The organism is Chryseobacterium sp. CCNWLW53 (genome assembly GCF_037083525.1).
Lineage (GTDB): Bacteria > Bacteroidota > Bacteroidia > Flavobacteriales > Weeksellaceae > Chryseobacterium > Chryseobacterium lathyri.
On record NZ_JBAOJR010000005.1, the window covers coordinates 191,295 to 207,617 of the forward strand.

Here is a 16,323-nt window from a genome sequence, read left to right on the forward strand (position 1 = left end):
TATTAAAAAGTATTTGCTTAATTTTAGCAGATACTTTTTTTATTTCCAACTAAAAATGAGCAAAGAACACCATTACAAAGCAACAATTGTCTGGACGGGCAACAAGGGAACAGGAACCAGCAGCTATAGAACCTACGAAAGAAGTCATACGATTCAGATTGCAGACAAGGCACTCATTGAAGGTTCTTCTGATCCTGCATTCCGTGGAGACAAAACCAAACATAATCCCGAAGATCTTTTCCTTTCCTCTCTTTCTTCCTGCCATATGCTATGGTATCTTCATTTCTGTTCAGAAGAAGGTATTATCGTTACCAGTTATACGGATGAAGCCACAGGAATTATGACCGAAACGGCGGATGGAAGCGGCCACTTTACATCAGTTACCTTACATCCTACAGTGATTGTAGCGGAAGAATCAATGATCGAAAAAGCAAAAGAACTTCATCACAAGGCAGGACAATTTTGCTTTATTGCTAAGTCAGTCAATTTTCCGGTACAACATATCCCTACCGTGTTAGTTAAATAATTTTTAGTCTGGTTTAAATTCAATTAAAATACCATTAATACTAAGTTTTAACTACAATAACTCTAAAATTAATGCTCAAAACTCCACAATAAGAGAATTATTTATCAAATAATCAATAAAAATAATATTTTATCATCATTTTATATGTAAAAAAATACAATTAATTGTTATTTTTATTTAAAATGTAAAGTTTTTTTTATATTTTTATATAAATAAAACTAACCATGATGAAACCGAGACTAATCATTTTTGATGAGCCGCTACTGTATACTGAAGGTTTATCAAAACTGCTCTCACAGAGCAAAATTTTTAACACGATTGACATTTGTAATTCTTATGAACGCTTATTTGAACAATTAAAAGAAGACCCTCCGGAAATTCTGGTCATAAGCTCCAATATGCTGATGCTTACAGATATTTTCAGACTTGTAGAAGACATTACCTCCACAAACAAAAAAATCAAAATTATTGTCATAGGCAATAGTTACGATATGACAGACATCCGGAAGCTTTTTAACAAAGGCATAAAAAGCTACCTTGACAAAAACAGCACATATAATGAATTTCTAAAATCTATTAATGTTCTGCTTTTGAACGAAATCTACATCTGTGACAATGCCAAAGAAAGAATGATCAACTTTATGAGCAGCGAGGAAGGAAAACCGAACCCGCAAATGAAAGAACCCCTTACGCGCAGAGAAATGGAAATCCTTAAACTGATATGCGACGGATTCAGCAGTAAAGATATTTCTGAAAAGCTTTTTATAAGTATCAATACTGTAGAAACCCACCGCAAAAGAATTCTCTTAAAATTAAATGCCAAAAATTCCGTAGGAATTGTAAAATACGCCTTAGAAAACCACATTATCGACTGATGAAAACCAATTTCACTTCACCCCGAAAAAATTCCAAACCTTCAGGTTTGGAATTTTTTCGGGGTGAAGTGAATCTTCAATTTTGCATTGCAAGTGAATAGTAAATTTTAAGATATAGCCATAAATGAATGGCCAACTACTAAATTAACAGCTGACCATTCACAATTCACACTTAATTGCTCTTCTTCCCTACTCATAATCCGGCATTTCGCCGTTGGTGAAAAGAGATGTTCTTGAAAGATCGGTCATGGAACTGTTGAGATCAATGACCATTACATTCTTCTGCGAGATATTGTCATTGGAGGTATTCATAAAGATCACTTGAGCATTATTCGGAGAAAATCTCGGGTCAAGGTCATTGGTTCCAAGCGGTTTTTCGCTTTCCGCAGAAATATCATAAACGGTATCGTTTACCAGATTATAGATAAAGATATGGGAATCCAGCTGGCGGTAATTTCCGCTACCATCCTGATATCCTGACATATCCCTGGTGTACACAAGCATTTGGCCGTCCACAGAAAAATTCAGTCCGCCTGCAGCTCCGGATAATCCTGACACAATAGTTTTCAAGATACTTCCGGTCATATCAATCACATATATTTTTGTATTGTAGCCGCTGTAGTCATTCGTTTTTAAGGCAATCCTGCTTCCGTCATAGCTCCAGTCGCATTCAGAGATCATGCTTCCGTCAGGAGTTGTGTAAACTAGCGTCAATCCACTTCCATCCTTATTGATCCTGTATAATTTATTGAAGTTTGAATAAAGAATTTCCTGACCGTTTGTACTCCAGGCAAAATCCATTTCATAATTATTAAATCCTGCAGCAGGCACTGTAGTAACCTTAAAAGGATTCGATCCGTCAGGATTCGCTGTGTAGATATGGGTACTTCCGCCTTCCGTCCGCAGAAATGCAATCAGTCCGGCATTGTTATTTTTCCTTGGCCTCCAGCTGTTATAGGATGAGTTGGTAAACTGGAAGCTGTTCCCCGTTGCATCGCTTGACATAATTACAAAATTTCCGTTCTGTTTTTGCACATAATGATAGCGGTTGGCAGGAACCGTATTGGTGGTAAATTTACTGATGGTACTTAAAACTGGCGGGTGAATGCCGTCCGAAACAGACACCTGCCAGAAGTAACTAACACCAAACTTCAAATTGGAAAGCGAATAATGATTCGCCGCCAAATCATTAACCTGGATCACATTCGTATCAAGGTTATTTTTAATTGTTAAACTGTATCTTAAAACATCAGCCGTATCAGGATCCGTAGCGGTCCATGTCAGCTCAACGTTTAAAGGTTGATTTACCGCATTGTCTACCGGACTTAGCAACTGCGGTGCAGAAGGAGGAGAATTGAGCGATTCATCATCGTCCATTTCAAAAACCACGGTTACAACCTGGTTTTGGTTTTGTATATTGACACCCTGAAAATTGGTAAGATAGCCGGAGAGTTCGGCCTTCACAGAATAATTTCCTATCGGCATCGCGGCAATTTCAAATGTACCGTCCGTTCCGCTGAAAACCGTCTGTGTAGTAGGTGCTGTAAAAATTTTCACATTAGAAATTGGTACATTGGTACCCCGTTTTACAACTTTTCCTTTCAATGATCCTGTCTGAGCCTGTTCTATTAGATCTTCATTACATGAAAACAGACAAAAAGTAAGGATGAATATGCTGAGTATTTTGATTAAAGTTTTCATAGTTCATGTTTTTATTTGTTTCCCAGGTAAAAATTGATTCCAATAGCGAACCGGAGTGCCTGATCCTTTCTTTTCCCGTTCACCATACCTTCCCAATTATCTTTAAAACCGATATCATATTGTGAAGAAGCCCGGATTGCAGTATTATTTCCGATCATGAATTCCAGACCTCCGCCAACCTGGCCTTTATACTGAGGTTTGTATTTTGAAAACATTGCTCCCGCTCCTCCATAGATATACGGACTGAGCCTGTATTTTGGAAATAAGAGAAATTCAAAGTTAAGCTCGGGAACAAGGTAATTTCTTTTAATAATATTTTCGTTCTCTAAAGTAAAATAGCTGCCACTGGCTTCAATATTGAAATTAGGACTTATAAAATATTTCACTCCCAATTTTCCACCAACATTCATTTTAGGATTTACATAATCATCCTTGATTTTCTGAGCTTCCACACTGGCGAAAACTGACATTTTCTGTCTGTAATTTTCCGGAAATTTATTACCTACTGTTCTACCTACATTCGCATCCTGCTCTTTTTTGTAATCATTAATGAGTGCCTGGTAGCCGGTTAAGTTTTCAGATGCTTTACCCCATATTTTATCTCTGACCCCCTCAACGATCAGGGATCTTACAGCTTTTTCTATTGCTTCGGTTACTGCAAGCTGTACAGGTTCGTTTTGGGTAAGCCCAACCTCTGCTTCCAGCAGCCTTTCCGTATCAATATATCTGAAAAAGCTACCGTTCACACTGGTAGAAAGAATCGTTTTTGATGTGTAAACCGTTTTAAGAATTTCACCGTTAAGAGTAGAAACGGCACGAAGATAAATGGTGATCCTATCCTGGCGGTATTGCGTAGAAGCCCCTATTCCGAAATATCTTGCTCCTAGGCCTCCGGTCATGGTATTGCTGTCATAAGAGATCACACCACCTTCCAGAAGAATTCCGGCATAGAGAAGAGGGGGAAGAGACTGGCTATTTTTATCGGCATCTTTCATGTATTCCTGCCTTGTGGACCGGATGATCTGCCTTTCGTTTAAAAGGTTGGCAATATTTTCTCTTTCAATGGGAATAAACCACCGGCTGTCTTCCAACGCTTTAATCAGGATGGTTGTTGTTCCCTGAGGCACCGCGGTGCTCCAGTTGTTCCCATTTTCCGACGGTTTATACTGGCCGGTCTGGTCTCTGAATTTGTAGACCCCTATGACGATTTTCTCGTTAGGAAGAGGAAGGTTCCTCAGTTCCGCAGTGGAAGGTGTGAGCTCTCCCATGGTAGATCTTTCAGGATCGGAAGGAAGTCCCAGGATAGAACTGCAGGCCTGCATTAAGCATAGCAGGAGTGTCCAGAAAAAAATTCTGGTGTAAGTGTAAGTTCTCATGGTAAGTTTGGTTTTTTAGTTATTTTTTATTTTGGAATGACGATCTCGGACTGATCACCTGTACTGGTATCCAAAATATTGATCAAAAGTCCCTGGGCTGTAGTAGTAATCTGCAGGTAAAGTGATCCGAAAAAATAATTTCCGGGCTTTATACTGCCCTCCCCGAACTGATCCTCAAACAATTTCCTGGACAGCTCGCTCAGTATCTGCCTATTCAGGCTCTGGCTAAAACTGTCTAGAGAATTAACATTATCGAGCAAACTGCTGAAATCATTTTTTTCATCAAACTGATTCTGAGCATTTGCTGAACTTAAAAGCCACTGATAATTGAAAGTATCGCCTCCGAATGCCGGATTGACAGGCTTATAAACGAGCTGCTGAGATTTTCCGGAGAAAATACCCGCAATAAAGATTAAAGTAATGATAAAAGTTTTCATGGCGGACGTTTTTAGTAGATAAATTCATTTTTAATAAGATTTTTCTTTGCATTAAATTCTTTGATATATTTTAGGCTGGCTGCCAGCTGTTCTTTCAGGTAATCTTCATTTGGATTGGTCATAAAGCTGTAAATTACCTTATCATCGATCTGGATGTTGATCTGCCCGCTGGTACCGCGAAGGGGAAGTTCAGAAATGGTAACTGCACCATTGCTTTTGTCAGGAATCTGGCTGTACTGGATATAAAAAAGATCATAAAAGTCTTTTCCAACCTTAGTTTTGGTCTCATCAATAGTAAGTCCCTTCAGCTCAAAAACTGCATCTTCTTCTACTTTGGCAGTTTTCTTTCTGAACAGATCGGTATTAACTTCAAGACTGTCCTTCGCAATAAGCTTCTGGGTTTCTTCATCTTTTATATAAAGGAAAGCTTTCAGGGCATCTTTCTGTTCAAGGTTAATATTGATCTCTGACAAAACTTTTACTTCATTAGGATTGATAGAAAATTTCCCACTCTGTTGGTTATTGGAAAGATTTCCTCCATTTCCTTTTTTAATGGAAACCAACAGGTAATTCAGTTCTTTATACACTGCTGTATTATTGATTACAACTGCTTTAAGCCTGATCTGATTTTCAAGAATACTCTTTTCAATCTTTGCATTTACTTTTTTATCTTCCTGCCCATTCACTGTGGCGGACAGGAAGATAAATAAAGTACACAGATTTAAGGAATATAAAAATTTCATCACTTGTGTTTTAATAATTTCTCATGAAAATGGTTTTGTTATCCCCTTTTACATTGATCTGCATTCCGTCTGACACGCTATTGCTGCCTGTAATATCAATGATATTGTTATTTCCCTGGGCAGTTACGGCTGTTTTGGTTTCTTTATCTGTAAAAGAATTGATAAAATAAAGTGTATTGAAGTTTCCCAATTGCTGTACAGCAATATTGGTTTTAGGATTAAGAAAAAATTCTGCATTGTTGTAATCTCCTATCTGGAGGACGCTGGAGCCAAAAAGTCCCTGCTGCTCCGTCTGTTGTTTTGCCATAAGATCAAGAACCGTATTGCTGTTGACCTTGTCCCAATCCAGCTGTTGCGCATTCATGCACAGTACTGCGAAAAGTGTAAAGGCACCCCATCCCGGTTTAAACATGGTATTAATTTTTAATAAAGGTACATGAATAGAGGACTGAGAAAAACACACCCAGCAGGTACAGATGTAAAATCATGGTTTCTGGGTATGTTCATCATGAAAAGTTTAAAAAAGGAGAAAGCCTCAGCCTCTCCTTTTATTCTAAATTACGGTACATTATTAATTGGATTGGTTAATAACCATTGAGTTTCCGTTACCCAGCTGGGTTCCTACATGAATGTGTGAATCTCCGCTTTGGGCTACCCAGGTAAAGTTATTATTACCCATCTGAACATCGATTGCTGTATTGGAATCCCCTAACTGAAGTTGGTATAATTGGTTGCTGTTTCCAACCTGTACTCCCATGGCCATATTATCATCCCCGATCTGAACGGCTGCTGCAATATTATTGTTACCTACCTGATCGTTTGTGGCACTGTTATCATTTCCGTCCTGATATTGTACTAAAAGGTTAGCATTACCTACCTGAAGACCACTTGCGTCATTTCTTCTTCCAAGCTGAATCTGGTAAGCGTCATTTCCGATACCTACCTGAACCGCTGAAGCATCATTTCTTCTGCCATCCTGATATTGTACTACTGCGTTTCCTAAGCCTAACTGTGTAGAAGAGGCTTCATTTCTTCTTCCGATCTGAGTCTGTTCTGTAGAGTTGAATGCGCCAAGCTGCCAGGTTACTGCAGAGTTTCGGTTTCCCATTTGGCTTACATCGTTAGTATTGGCAAGACCTGTTTGGTCTACGTCAATTGAGTTTCTGTTACCGATACTTTCAGCAGTGTTCACATTCAGAGCACCTATCTGGTCAATGTCCGCCGTATTACGGTTTCCATCCTGTGTAAGGCTGTTGATATTCAAAAGTCCTGTCTGACTAACAGTAGCGGTATTCAAGTTTCCGATCTGGGCAGTAACATCAATGTTTGATTGTGCGAAGTTGAAACTCATGGCCATTAGTGTAAAAACACCGGTAATAAAGTTTTTCATTTTGATAAAAATTAATTGGTTAATAGTATGACAAAGGTATATTCTAAACCAAAATGAAAAACCACTGCTAAAGTGTAAATTTTCAAAATCACGGTTTACAGTTTTGAATGTAACTGTAAACTGTTTTTTCTAAATCACCTGTTTCAGTTACGTAAAAATACGGTATGATATTACATTGATTTTCAAATAAGTGAATAAAATAACTCAAACTTTACACATTTATTTTTCAATTTTATGCATCCTTAATTTTTTTGATCTTTTTAATTTTGAAATCAAAGTCTGATGGTTAATAAATGTTAATGCCTATTCTTTTCTTCAGTATATATTGCTAAATTTGAAGTATGGAAAGTTTTGGAAAAGATTTATTGAGGAAAATTACAAATGTAGAGCTGCCGGGGATCAATGCTCATGGAGTATTTTCACCTCCTTCCCGACCCATATTTACGTATGATGAAGTGTTGGCAAAAAATCCAAAATTCGCAGCTGTTAACATTGTGCTCTACTTAAAAGATAATGAGTGGTATTTCCCTCTGATCCAAAGAACGATCAACGAACATGACAGACACAGCGGGCAAATATCTCTACCCGGCGGAAAGCGTGAAGAAATGGACAGAGATTTTGCTGAAACCGCAGTGCGTGAAACCTCGGAAGAGATTGGTATAGACAAGCATTATATAAGGGTGATCAGAGAGATGTCCCCTATTTATATCCCACCGAGTAATTTTTATGTATATCCTTACATTTCATATACTAAAAAGAATCCGTTTTTCGTTCTTCAGCAGACTGAAGCAGTAGAAACTATAGAATTTCCTATCACTTCTTTTCTCGGTCTTCCGGATAATCCTGAAATGATGGCGCTGCCAAGTGCTGCCGGGCATGAAGTACCGGTCATTAATTTCAACGGATATATCATCTGGGGCGCTACAGCAATGATATTGAGCGAGTTTAGCCAGTTGTTGAAAAAAATGTAACTTTGCACTACCGTGTTTAATTGAGAGATGGCGAAGAAAAATATTTTCACCGATGCATTCGGAACACCTTATTTTTTAAAAAGGTTTGTTATTTTTATTCTAGGAATTGTATCCTACAGAAGGTTCAACGGCTTTAATAAATTAAAGATAACCGGTACGGAACACCTTGTGGATCTGCCTGATTCCAACGTGCTTTTTGTATCTAACCATCAAACCTATTTTGCAGACGTAGCAGCAATGTACCATGCATTCTGTGCTGTGAACAACGGATATTTGAACACGATTAAAAACCCTATCTACCTGCTTAACCCCAAGATCGACTTTTACTATGTGGCAGCAGAAGAAACCATGAATAAAGGGATTCTTCCGAAAATTTTTAAGATTGCGGGTGCTGTAACAGTAAAAAGAACCTGGAGAGCAGAGGGGAAAACAGTCAACAGAATGGTAGATCTCACTGAGGTTGACAATATTATGAAAGCTTTGGACAACGGCTGGGTAGCTACTTTCCCTCAAGGTACTACATCTGCTTTTGCACAAGGACGAAGAGGTACAGCCAAACTGGTCAAAAATCAGCGCCCGATTGTGATTCCTATCAAGATCAACGGGTTCAGAAGGGCATTTGACAAAAAGGGCCTCCGTGTTAAGGTTACAGGCGTAAAACCTACCATGGAATTCAAAGCACCTCTGGATATAGATTATGACAACGAAAAGGCGCCTGAAATTTTATTGAAAATCATGACTGCCATTGAGCAGACAGAAGATTTCAACGTACTACACAATTATGATGAAGAACTTAAAGCTAAAAAATTAGAACAAAAGGATTCAAATAATTAAAGTAAGTAGAAAATTATGAACAAAATATTAGGGATCTTATTCACGGTCATAGTATTAGTTTCGTGTAACAGCCAGAAAGTATATTCAGATTTTGATATAAGCTATTCCAGAAGCGGAGGTTATGCCCCCAGATACGAGAATTTACTCATCAAAGGTAATAATGTACATTATTCTTTAGAAGAAGCAGGGAAAAAACACAAACAAGACTTTAAAATTTCTGATGAAGATTTAAAGAAACTGGATCAAACACTTTCCCAAAACAATTTCAGAAAGATACAGGAAGACCACAAAAAGCTGTATGATCATGTAACCACTTCCATTAATGTAAAGAAAGGGCCGAATGAGGGCAGCAAGTCTGACGCCAGCATGATAATGCCGAACTTTACGACAAACTGGGACAATATTCTGAATGCTTTCCAGGAGGTCATTAATAATAATGTTAAAAAAAACAATAAATAAAGTTGAAAACCCACTTCATTGCTATCGGCGGAAGCGCCATGCATAATCTTGCTATTGCATTAAAAGACAAAGGATATCAGGTAACAGGTTCGGATGACGCTATTTTTGAGCCTTCAAGATCCAGACTGGAAAAGAAAGGAATTCTGCCACAGGAAATGGGCTGGTTCCCGGAAAAGATCACTGCGGATATTGATGCAGTTATCCTTGGAATGCATGCGCATCAGGATAACCCTGAGCTGGCAAAGGCAAAAGAGCTGGGTTTAAAAATTTATTCATATCCTGAATTCCTTTACGAACAGTCAAAAAATAAGACAAGAGTGGTCATTGCCGGATCGCACGGTAAAACAACCATTACTTCCATGATTCTTCATGTGCTGAACTTTCACCGGAAAGATGTAGATTTTATGGTGGGTGCACAGCTGGAAGGTTTTGACTGTATGGTAAAGCTAACGCAAGAGAATGATTTTATGGTGCTAGAAGGTGATGAATACCTTTCCTCTCCTATAGATCTCCGTTCAAAGTTTCTTCTGTACCAGCCGAATATTGCTTTAATGAGCGGAATTGCATGGGATCACATCAATGTATTCAAAACGTTTGACGATTACACAGAACAGTTTAGAAAATTCGTTGCAAGTATTACTCCCGGTGGTGTTCTGGTCTACAATGAAGAAGATGCAGAAGTGGTAAAAGTAGTGGAAGCTGCCGAAAACTATTTTAGAAAAATCCCTTACAAAACTCCTGAATATGAGATCAGTAATGGAAAAGTGTATCTAAAAACTGAAATGGGCGACGTTCCTCTTTCTGTTTTTGGCGCTCACAATTTACTGAATATGGAAGGAGCAAGGCATATCTGCCGTCAGCTGGGTATTATGGATGAAGATTTCTACGAAGCCATTATGAGTTTTAAAGGAGCTTCAAAACGTCTCGAAAAAGTAGAAAGAGAAGATCAGGGAGTTCTATACAAGGATTTTGCCCATGCACCAAGCAAAGTAAAAGCTGCGGTAAAAGCTTTCTGTGAGCAGTTTAAAAAAGAAAAAAAATACGGATTCCTGGAGCTTCACACCTATTCAAGCTTAAATCCATTATTCCTTGAACAATATGATCATGCTATGGACGGCTTGGATAAAGCCATAGTCTTCTATTCTGAAGATGCATTAAAGATCAAAAGAATGGAACCTATTTCCCCGGAATTCATTAAAGAAAAATTCAAAAATGATGCCTTAAGGGTATTCACCAATGCCGAAGAACTGCATGCCTATTGGGAAACACTGGATAAAACTGACGGTGTTTTCCTGATGATGAGCTCCGGCAACTTCGGAGGATTAGATCTTACAAAATAATATTTTCCACATCAATTAAAAAACGTTCTTTATTTGAAGAACGTTTTTTAATTTTCATTTTCATTAGTATCCCCCTATCTTTGGAAACAATCTACTTATTTTATATCATCCTCAAAATAAAATAATTACAGAACATTATTATATTACTAAGTAGATGTCATATCTATGTAACACTTCATTTTTATTACTATTTTGTCTAAAACAAGTATTCTTGCATCACAATTATGCAAAGAAAATATAAATGACAAACAACACACAAAGACAGAGCAAAGGAATTATTTTTTTTATAATAATGGGGTTATTTTCAGTCCTTTCTTCATGTCATCAAGATGATGATCCAGAGCTTAAAGAATTTAATTTTAAATGGTATTACAAAGTAGAAGCATCTCCTGGTTCTGTTATAACTAATATTATTTATCAGAATCCTAACCCTAATGGTGTCGAGCCCATTTCAGTTACAGGAATTAACAGTACTTCATGGACAAGTTCAGAATTTGAGTATAAGACAATAGCCCCGGCACCTGGTAACGTTAGCCTCCCTACAAAAATTAAAGCAAAGGCAATAGGTCTTAATGACACTTCCACTTTGAATGTTGAGATTTATGTAAATGGAGTTTTGGTAAAAAAAAGCATAGATATTGGACAGATTCTTACCGCTTCAGCAGAATATTAACATTTTAGCAGAATATAGGGTTATTTTTACCTCTATCACCTCTTATTATTATTGATCAGAAATACAAAAACCATCTTTGGAACATTCCTAAAGGTGGTTTTTTAAAACAATTCAGGGTATTCCTTCATTATTTACAGTGTTTAAATATGTAAATAATTTCAGGAAATAATTTCAGCCTGATGAATAAGCTTTTCCAATATATCCTCAGTAGAAAGTTCACTGTAATCGTGAATTGATTGTCCAGCCCAGATGCCTACAAAATCAGGATTATTCAATGTTTTTGAAACCCTGCGCAACTCATTCGTCAGCTTATTCTGATAGGGATAAGGCAGAATGTAGGCTGAGTTTTCAAGAGTTTCGATGTATTTATTTTTAATTCCTCTCGCATACCGGCCCGAAAAGCTTTTCGTCAGGACAATGTCCTTTTCTGTTACATTTTTCAGTCTTCCTTTTTCAAACGGCTGTAAAGCACTTTCCTTTGATGCCAGCAAGATGCTTCCAACCTGGAATCCCTGTGCTCCAAGTTCTTTTGCTGCCCTCAAAGTTTTTCCATTATAAATACCGCCTGCATAAATGAGCGGAACTTTCACATGATTATATACGTTAGAAAATAAAGACATTCCTCCAATTTCAGAAATAATATCAGCATCAAAAGATCCTCTGTGACCTCCGGCTTCAATTCCCTGCACGCAAATGATATCAATTCCAGATTTCTCCAGGACTAAAGCTTCTTCTACAGAAGTACAGGTTCCTATAAGGGTTATTCCATGTTCTTTTAGCTTCTGAATGCTTTTACCATCCAGGTTTCCGAAAGTAAAACTCAGAATCTTACAGCCTTCTTCAATAATAGCATCTATCTGCTCAAGATAGCCATTCACTTTGATCTCTTCAGGATCAGGAAGCTGAACTTCTATATTATTTTCTTTTGCAAGCTGGGTAATAAACTGTTTGGTTTTAACAAATTTTTCTTTCAAAGAATCTGTCAGCTCAGGAATATGGTGGACAAAAATATTGACAGCAAACAGCTGATCTGTCAGTTTTTTGGTCTCTCTGATGAACTCAGCAGATTGAGCTGCAGAAAGATCTGCTAATGCAAGCGATCCCAGACATCCGGCTTTTGAAGCTGCAGCAGTCATCTGCGGAGTACTTACCCCAAACATCGGAGCCTGAATTACAGGATATTTTACATCAAAAATTTTATTGAGTGTATCCGGCCAAAACATAAGAATTATTTTTATGTAAAATTTACAAAAATCTGATGATATGTTAAGTTTATAAAGCATGATATTGCTCACAAACACCTACAGATGAATCTTTTACTTCTCCTTACGCAGTTCCTTATATTGCTCTTTCATTTCAGGATCGAGTTTTTCTATAGCATAAGAAAAAGTAGCAGCAGGCATTGCCTTCGCATACTGATCAAGAAAATCATACAGTCTTTTGAGATTTTTCTTTCCGGCTTCCCTGATCCAGCTTCCAACTGCTTTATTTACCAGCTCATGAGGGTCATGAATAAGGATTTCTGCAATCTTAAAGGTATCTTCAACATCATTTTTTCTGATAAAAGCATGCGTACTGACAACGGCCGTTCTTCTTTCCCAAGGGTTTTCAGATTCAGCCAGCTGGTACAAAATATTTCTTGACTTATCAATCAGATAGTTTCCGATAATATTCCTGGCTCCACGGTCTACAAAATCCCAATTGTTTAAACGGTCGTGACGCTGTAAGTACAGATCAAATAGTTCTTTTTTCTTTTCTTCCGATGTTTTTTTATTCCCTGCCTGAAAACTCATAATGCTCACTGCACCCATTCTTACTTCGTAGAAATCATTATCGAGAAGCTTGTTAATTTCTTTCAGTGGCAAAGTAGAAAATTCTTCTGCCGTTTTGAAAACATCCCCGAACTTAACCCCAAAATGCTTTGTACTATCATCATTTCCTTTAAAAAATTTTTCAACCTTGTCTATTTCCTTCTCATTTCTGAAAGTGAACAGTTTTTCTATGAATTGTGCTGCAGTCATGATTTTATCTAATTGAAAAAAAACACCCGCAGATTAAACTGACTCAGCAGATTGTTGTATTAAATCTGTGTTCCGTTTGATCTGCGGGAGGGATAATAGAGAAATATTATATTAAATATCCGCTACGGATTTCAACATCTTTTCTTCCCATTCAGGGTCTTTAGGATCAAAGAACAGTCTTTTGCCTGTATCTAAAGAACGGACAATATTCATTTCCTCCTCAGTCAGTTCAAAATCAAAAACATTGAAATTTTCTTCAATTCTTGAAGGCGTTACAGATTTCGGAATGACAACAAAGCCTTCCTGAAGGTGCCATCTCAGGATCACCTGAGCTACTGTTTTATTGTATTTCTCAGCAACCGCTTTTAGCTGGGAGTTGTTTAAAAGATCTGCATTTCCGTTTCCAAGAGGGCTCCATGGCTGCGTTACGATATTGTTTTCTCTGTCATATACCTGAAGCTCCTTTTGCTGAAAAACCGGATGAAGCTCAATCTGATTGATTACAGGATGAACCGTTGAATTGGCTTTCAATTCTTCTAACTTCTCTACCGTAAAGTTACATACGCCGATAGCCTTGATCTTTCCTTCTGCATATAATTCCTCCAAAGCTTTCCAGGTTCCCAGGAAATCCCCATAAGGCCAGTGGATCAGGTACATATCCAGATAATCCATCTGCAGCCTGTCCAAAGTTCTTTGAAAGGCTTTCTTTGCCTTTTCATAACCATGATCCTGAACCCAGACTTTTGAAGTAATGAACAGCTCATCTCTGTTCACTCCGCTGTCTTTCACCGCCTGGCCCACTGCTGTTTCGTTCTGATAAATAGCTGCTGTATCAATCATTCTGTATCCCGTATGAATGGCTTTTACCACTGCTTTTTCACATTCATCCAGATTTTCCATCTGCCATACTCCAAAGCCCAAAGCCGGAATATCCACTCCGTTATTTAAGGTCACTACAGGCTGCCCTGCATATGTTTTCTTTTGCATAATTTCTTTAATTTAATTTTTGATATTAATGTAAAGCCTAACAAATTTGCAATAAAAAATTGGAATCCTGCTTACCATTTTTACTGTTTTTAAACTAATTAGAGGCTGTTGATAATATTTCTCCATTTCACAACTCTTTCTAACTTCTAACCTAATTTCCCTATTTTTGCAGGAAATTCATAACAATGTCCCATCAAATCAGGCTGGCTACAGCTGAAGATTATCCAAGAATTATGGAAATCTGGGAATCTGCTGTAAAAGCAACCCATGATTTCCTTACTAACGAAGATTTTAATTATTTTAAAGAAGCTATTCCAAGAGACTATCTCCCGCATCTTGATGTTTATCTGATTTCGGAAGATGGTGAAGCAAAAGGTTTTTCCTCTGTAGTTGAGGATAATCTGGAAATGCTTTTTATTCATGATGATGTACGGGGAAAAGGATATGGCAAAAAACTTTACGAATTTATGAAGGAGACTACAGGACTGACCAAAGTGGATGTCAACGAACAGAATCCTAAAGCTATTGGGTTTTATGAAAAAATGGGTTTCAAAAGAGTTGGAAGATCGGAGAAGGATGGCTCAGGAAAAGATTATCCACTTATTCATATGAGTCTGTAATGAAAAATCTCGTTTTTAATAAGCTAGAACCGGGAACGAATATTCCGTATGAATTACTGTTACTTGCTGATGAAACTATTGAAGCCATTAACCAGTATATTTTTGATTGTATCGTTTATGTTTTAAATGACGGCTTTCAGAATATTGCTGTAATGGCGCTGCATCCAAATAGCAGTACAGAATTGGAAACCAAAAACATAGCAGTTATTGAAAGCTACCGAAGCCAGGGAATTGGCAGTATTCTTATTAATAAAGCGAAAGAAATAGCCAAAGAAAATAGCTATGCAATTTTAACTGTAGGAACTTCAGATACAGGTTTCCAACAGATTAAATTTTACGAAAAGAACGGCTTTATAAAAAAGGGAATACGTAAAGATTTCTTTACAGACCATTACCCATTCCCTATTTATGAAAACGGATTACAGATGCGCGACATGGTTGTTCTTGCCCATGACCTTTCTGAATAAGCCTTTAATATGATCGATTTCAGACTGATAATTTGTTTTTTTTCTGCAGCCGAAATAGAGTGTATTTTCCAGTTTTTTTTCACCTTCCCAGATCATTTTGACATCCCCGTTCTCTATTTCATTTTTACACAGAAAATTAGGAATAACAGCCAGTCCTGTTCCACCTTTCAGACAGCGGATAATGGAGTTTAAGTTCGGGACTATATAATTGGGACGGAAATTCGGTTTATGCCCGAAATTCATGATCCAAAACTGGAAAAGATGCTCCATATCACCTGTCGTTCCGTACCATTTTTCCTGTTTCAGCCATTCTTCGGCATGCTCTATTCCTTTGGTATCGAGTGTTTTCCGGAAGCTCTCCGTATCTATGTCTTTTCCGCCTACAAGAATGATCTGCTCGGAAGAAAATGCCTCATGTTCGATATTAGGTGAAACTCCTTTTTTGGGTGTAATAATCAGATCCAGAATCCCTTTATCCAGCTGATCCAGCATTTCGGGATATTCTCCAAAGCTGATGATCAGATTAAAAGGTAAAGTAGAAACATACTGCTCCAGTGTAGTCTGGAAGGTCTCAAAACACATTCCCACACTGATGGTAGGAGTTAATTTTTCAGTGGATTTCTGAAAGTTTTTCTCTACATCTTCCAGCCTGGAAATCGGTTCAGAAACAGCATTGAATAATACTTTTCCTCTTTCGGTAGGGATCATTTTCCTTCCGGTTCTGTCGAATAATTTATATCCTACATACGCTTCCAATGAGCTTAAATGGAGACTCACGCCAGGTTGTGAAATGAACAGGGAATCTGCTGCTCCTGTGAGGGTTCCGGTTTTGTATATCGCTTTAAAAGTGCGGTACCATTCTAAATTGACCATAACTTTAATTATAAATATCCTGATACAAAA

The 16,323-nt window shown here is 37.7% G+C and carries 19 protein-coding genes; 9 read left to right on the plus strand and 10 right to left on the minus strand.

Features of this window, described 5'->3' with window-relative positions:
* Window positions 1-55 precede the first annotated feature (55 nt).
* Both V6R96_RS16880 and V6R96_RS16885 read left to right on the plus strand, forming a co-directional pair.
* The gene (locus V6R96_RS16880) at window positions 56-526 is read left to right on the plus strand and encodes an OsmC family protein (protein ID WP_336379661.1); all 471 of its coding nucleotides are present in this window, start codon (window positions 56-58) and stop codon (window positions 524-526) included.
* 227 nt (window positions 527-753) lie between these two features.
* The gene (locus V6R96_RS16885; RefSeq protein ID WP_111956225.1) at window positions 754-1,401 is read left to right on the plus strand and encodes a response regulator transcription factor; all 648 of its coding nucleotides are present in this window, start codon (window positions 754-756) and stop codon (window positions 1,399-1,401) included.
* A 189-nt stretch (window positions 1,402-1,590) separates the two neighbouring features.
* Here the strand turns inward: V6R96_RS16885 and V6R96_RS16890 are convergent, their stop codons facing one another.
* The 6 genes from V6R96_RS16890 to V6R96_RS16915 all read right to left on the minus strand — a co-directional run bounded on the left by V6R96_RS16890 (window position 1,591) and on the right by V6R96_RS16915 (window position 7,048).
* Window positions 1,591-3,102, minus strand: a complete 1,512-nt coding sequence (locus tag V6R96_RS16890) for a carboxypeptidase-like regulatory domain-containing protein (RefSeq protein ID WP_336379662.1) — start codon at window positions 3,100-3,102, stop codon at window positions 1,591-1,593.
* A gap of 11 nt (window positions 3,103-3,113) precedes the next feature.
* Window positions 3,114-4,478, minus strand: a complete 1,365-nt coding sequence (locus V6R96_RS16895) for a CsgG/HfaB family protein (RefSeq protein WP_336379663.1) — start codon at window positions 4,476-4,478, stop codon at window positions 3,114-3,116.
* A gap of 26 nt (window positions 4,479-4,504) precedes the next feature.
* On the minus strand, window positions 4,505-4,915 hold the full coding sequence (locus V6R96_RS16900) for a curli production assembly/transport component CsgF (protein WP_336379664.1): 411 nt from the start codon (window positions 4,913-4,915) through the stop codon (window positions 4,505-4,507).
* 11 nt (window positions 4,916-4,926) lie between these two features.
* A complete protein-coding gene (locus tag V6R96_RS16905; protein ID WP_336379665.1) occupies window positions 4,927-5,658 on the minus strand; it encodes a CsgE family curli-type amyloid fiber assembly protein in 732 nt (243 codons plus the stop codon).
* A gap of 10 nt (window positions 5,659-5,668) precedes the next feature.
* Window positions 5,669-6,070 (minus strand): hypothetical protein, encoded by a 402-nt coding sequence (locus V6R96_RS16910; protein WP_336379666.1) that lies wholly within the window; start codon window positions 6,068-6,070, stop codon window positions 5,669-5,671.
* Between the two features lie 159 nt (window positions 6,071-6,229).
* The gene (locus tag V6R96_RS16915) at window positions 6,230-7,048 is read right to left on the minus strand and encodes an RIP homotypic interaction motif-containing protein (RefSeq protein ID WP_336379667.1); all 819 of its coding nucleotides are present in this window, start codon (window positions 7,046-7,048) and stop codon (window positions 6,230-6,232) included.
* 341 nt (window positions 7,049-7,389) lie between these two features.
* On the opposite strand from V6R96_RS16915, the gene V6R96_RS16920 reads away from it, so the two are divergent.
* The 5 genes from V6R96_RS16920 to V6R96_RS16940 all read left to right on the plus strand — a co-directional run bounded on the left by V6R96_RS16920 (window position 7,390) and on the right by V6R96_RS16940 (window position 11,325).
* Complete coding sequence (locus tag V6R96_RS16920; RefSeq protein WP_336379668.1) at window positions 7,390-8,019, plus strand: CoA pyrophosphatase; 630 nt, start codon at window positions 7,390-7,392, stop codon at window positions 8,017-8,019.
* Window positions 8,020-8,046: 27 nt separating this feature from the next.
* The gene (locus V6R96_RS16925; protein ID WP_336379669.1) at window positions 8,047-8,853 is read left to right on the plus strand and encodes a lysophospholipid acyltransferase family protein; all 807 of its coding nucleotides are present in this window, start codon (window positions 8,047-8,049) and stop codon (window positions 8,851-8,853) included.
* Window positions 8,854-8,868: 15 nt separating this feature from the next.
* Window positions 8,869-9,312, plus strand: a complete 444-nt coding sequence (locus tag V6R96_RS16930; protein WP_336379670.1) for a hypothetical protein — start codon at window positions 8,869-8,871, stop codon at window positions 9,310-9,312.
* A gap of 2 nt (window positions 9,313-9,314) precedes the next feature.
* Window positions 9,315-10,652 (plus strand): Mur ligase family protein, encoded by a 1,338-nt coding sequence (gene murC / locus V6R96_RS16935; RefSeq protein WP_336379671.1) that lies wholly within the window; start codon window positions 9,315-9,317, stop codon window positions 10,650-10,652.
* 241 nt (window positions 10,653-10,893) lie between these two features.
* Window positions 10,894-11,325 carry a hypothetical protein gene (locus V6R96_RS16940; protein WP_336379672.1) on the plus strand — a complete coding sequence of 144 codons (432 nt, stop codon included), beginning with the start codon at window positions 10,894-10,896 and terminating at the stop codon, window positions 11,323-11,325.
* Window positions 11,326-11,483: 158 nt separating this feature from the next.
* Here V6R96_RS16940 and V6R96_RS16945 read toward each other — a convergent pair whose 3' ends face one another.
* From V6R96_RS16945 to V6R96_RS16955, 3 genes are all read right to left on the minus strand, one after another.
* Window positions 11,484-12,548: a nitronate monooxygenase gene (locus tag V6R96_RS16945; RefSeq protein WP_336379673.1), complete on the minus strand. Its 1,065-nt coding sequence runs from the start codon at window positions 12,546-12,548 to the stop codon at window positions 11,484-11,486.
* Between the two features lie 93 nt (window positions 12,549-12,641).
* Window positions 12,642-13,346 carry a DNA alkylation repair protein gene (locus V6R96_RS16950; RefSeq protein ID WP_336379674.1) on the minus strand — a complete coding sequence of 235 codons (705 nt, stop codon included), beginning with the start codon at window positions 13,344-13,346 and terminating at the stop codon, window positions 12,642-12,644.
* Window positions 13,347-13,457: 111 nt separating this feature from the next.
* Complete coding sequence (locus V6R96_RS16955; RefSeq protein WP_111955756.1) at window positions 13,458-14,333, minus strand: aldo/keto reductase; 876 nt, start codon at window positions 14,331-14,333, stop codon at window positions 13,458-13,460.
* Window positions 14,334-14,518: 185 nt separating this feature from the next.
* On the opposite strand from V6R96_RS16955, the gene V6R96_RS16960 reads away from it, so the two are divergent.
* Both V6R96_RS16960 and V6R96_RS16965 read left to right on the plus strand, forming a co-directional pair.
* The gene (locus tag V6R96_RS16960; RefSeq protein WP_336379675.1) at window positions 14,519-14,953 is read left to right on the plus strand and encodes a GNAT family N-acetyltransferase; all 435 of its coding nucleotides are present in this window, start codon (window positions 14,519-14,521) and stop codon (window positions 14,951-14,953) included.
* Window positions 14,953-15,420 carry an N-acetyltransferase gene (locus V6R96_RS16965; protein WP_336379676.1) on the plus strand — a complete coding sequence of 156 codons (468 nt, stop codon included), beginning with the start codon at window positions 14,953-14,955 and terminating at the stop codon, window positions 15,418-15,420. The genes V6R96_RS16960 and V6R96_RS16965 overlap by 1 nt, the downstream gene beginning before the upstream one ends.
* On the opposite strand, the gene V6R96_RS16970 is transcribed toward V6R96_RS16965, so the two are convergent.
* Window positions 15,373-16,293: a LysR family transcriptional regulator gene (locus tag V6R96_RS16970; RefSeq protein WP_111955750.1), complete on the minus strand. Its 921-nt coding sequence runs from the start codon at window positions 16,291-16,293 to the stop codon at window positions 15,373-15,375. The genes V6R96_RS16965 and V6R96_RS16970 overlap by 48 nt on opposite strands.
* Window positions 16,294-16,323: the final 30 nt, after the last annotated feature.

What these genes read in the sequence shown, in the direction of transcription:
- V6R96_RS16880 (WP_336379661.1), top strand. Translation starts at nt 56, where the DNA reads ATGAGCAAAGAACACCATTACAAAGCAACAATTGTCTGGACGGGCAAC.
- V6R96_RS16885 (WP_111956225.1), top strand. Translation starts at nt 754, where the DNA reads ATGAAACCGAGACTAATCATTTTTGATGAGCCGCTACTGTATACTGAA.
- V6R96_RS16890 (WP_336379662.1), bottom strand. Translation starts at nt 3,102, where the DNA reads ATGAAAACTTTAATCAAAATACTCAGCATATTCATCCTTACTTTTTGT.
- V6R96_RS16895 (WP_336379663.1), bottom strand. Translation starts at nt 4,478, where the DNA reads ATGAGAACTTACACTTACACCAGAATTTTTTTCTGGACACTCCTGCTA.
- V6R96_RS16900 (WP_336379664.1), bottom strand. Translation starts at nt 4,915, where the DNA reads ATGAAAACTTTTATCATTACTTTAATCTTTATTGCGGGTATTTTCTCC.
- V6R96_RS16905 (WP_336379665.1), bottom strand. Translation starts at nt 5,658, where the DNA reads ATGAAATTTTTATATTCCTTAAATCTGTGTACTTTATTTATCTTCCTG.
- V6R96_RS16910 (WP_336379666.1), bottom strand. Translation starts at nt 6,070, where the DNA reads ATGTTTAAACCGGGATGGGGTGCCTTTACACTTTTCGCAGTACTGTGC.
- V6R96_RS16915 (WP_336379667.1), bottom strand. Translation starts at nt 7,048, where the DNA reads ATGAAAAACTTTATTACCGGTGTTTTTACACTAATGGCCATGAGTTTC.
- V6R96_RS16920 (WP_336379668.1), top strand. Translation starts at nt 7,390, where the DNA reads ATGGAAAGTTTTGGAAAAGATTTATTGAGGAAAATTACAAATGTAGAG.
- V6R96_RS16925 (WP_336379669.1), top strand. Translation starts at nt 8,047, where the DNA reads ATGGCGAAGAAAAATATTTTCACCGATGCATTCGGAACACCTTATTTT.
- V6R96_RS16930 (WP_336379670.1), top strand. Translation starts at nt 8,869, where the DNA reads ATGAACAAAATATTAGGGATCTTATTCACGGTCATAGTATTAGTTTCG.
- V6R96_RS16940 (WP_336379672.1), top strand. Translation starts at nt 10,894, where the DNA reads ATGACAAACAACACACAAAGACAGAGCAAAGGAATTATTTTTTTTATA.
- V6R96_RS16945 (WP_336379673.1), bottom strand. Translation starts at nt 12,548, where the DNA reads ATGTTTTGGCCGGATACACTCAATAAAATTTTTGATGTAAAATATCCT.
- V6R96_RS16950 (WP_336379674.1), bottom strand. Translation starts at nt 13,346, where the DNA reads ATGACTGCAGCACAATTCATAGAAAAACTGTTCACTTTCAGAAATGAG.
- V6R96_RS16955 (WP_111955756.1), bottom strand. Translation starts at nt 14,333, where the DNA reads ATGCAAAAGAAAACATATGCAGGGCAGCCTGTAGTGACCTTAAATAAC.
- V6R96_RS16960 (WP_336379675.1), top strand. Translation starts at nt 14,519, where the DNA reads ATGTCCCATCAAATCAGGCTGGCTACAGCTGAAGATTATCCAAGAATT.
- V6R96_RS16965 (WP_336379676.1), top strand. Translation starts at nt 14,953, where the DNA reads ATGAAAAATCTCGTTTTTAATAAGCTAGAACCGGGAACGAATATTCCG.
- V6R96_RS16970 (WP_111955750.1), bottom strand. Translation starts at nt 16,293, where the DNA reads ATGGTCAATTTAGAATGGTACCGCACTTTTAAAGCGATATACAAAACC.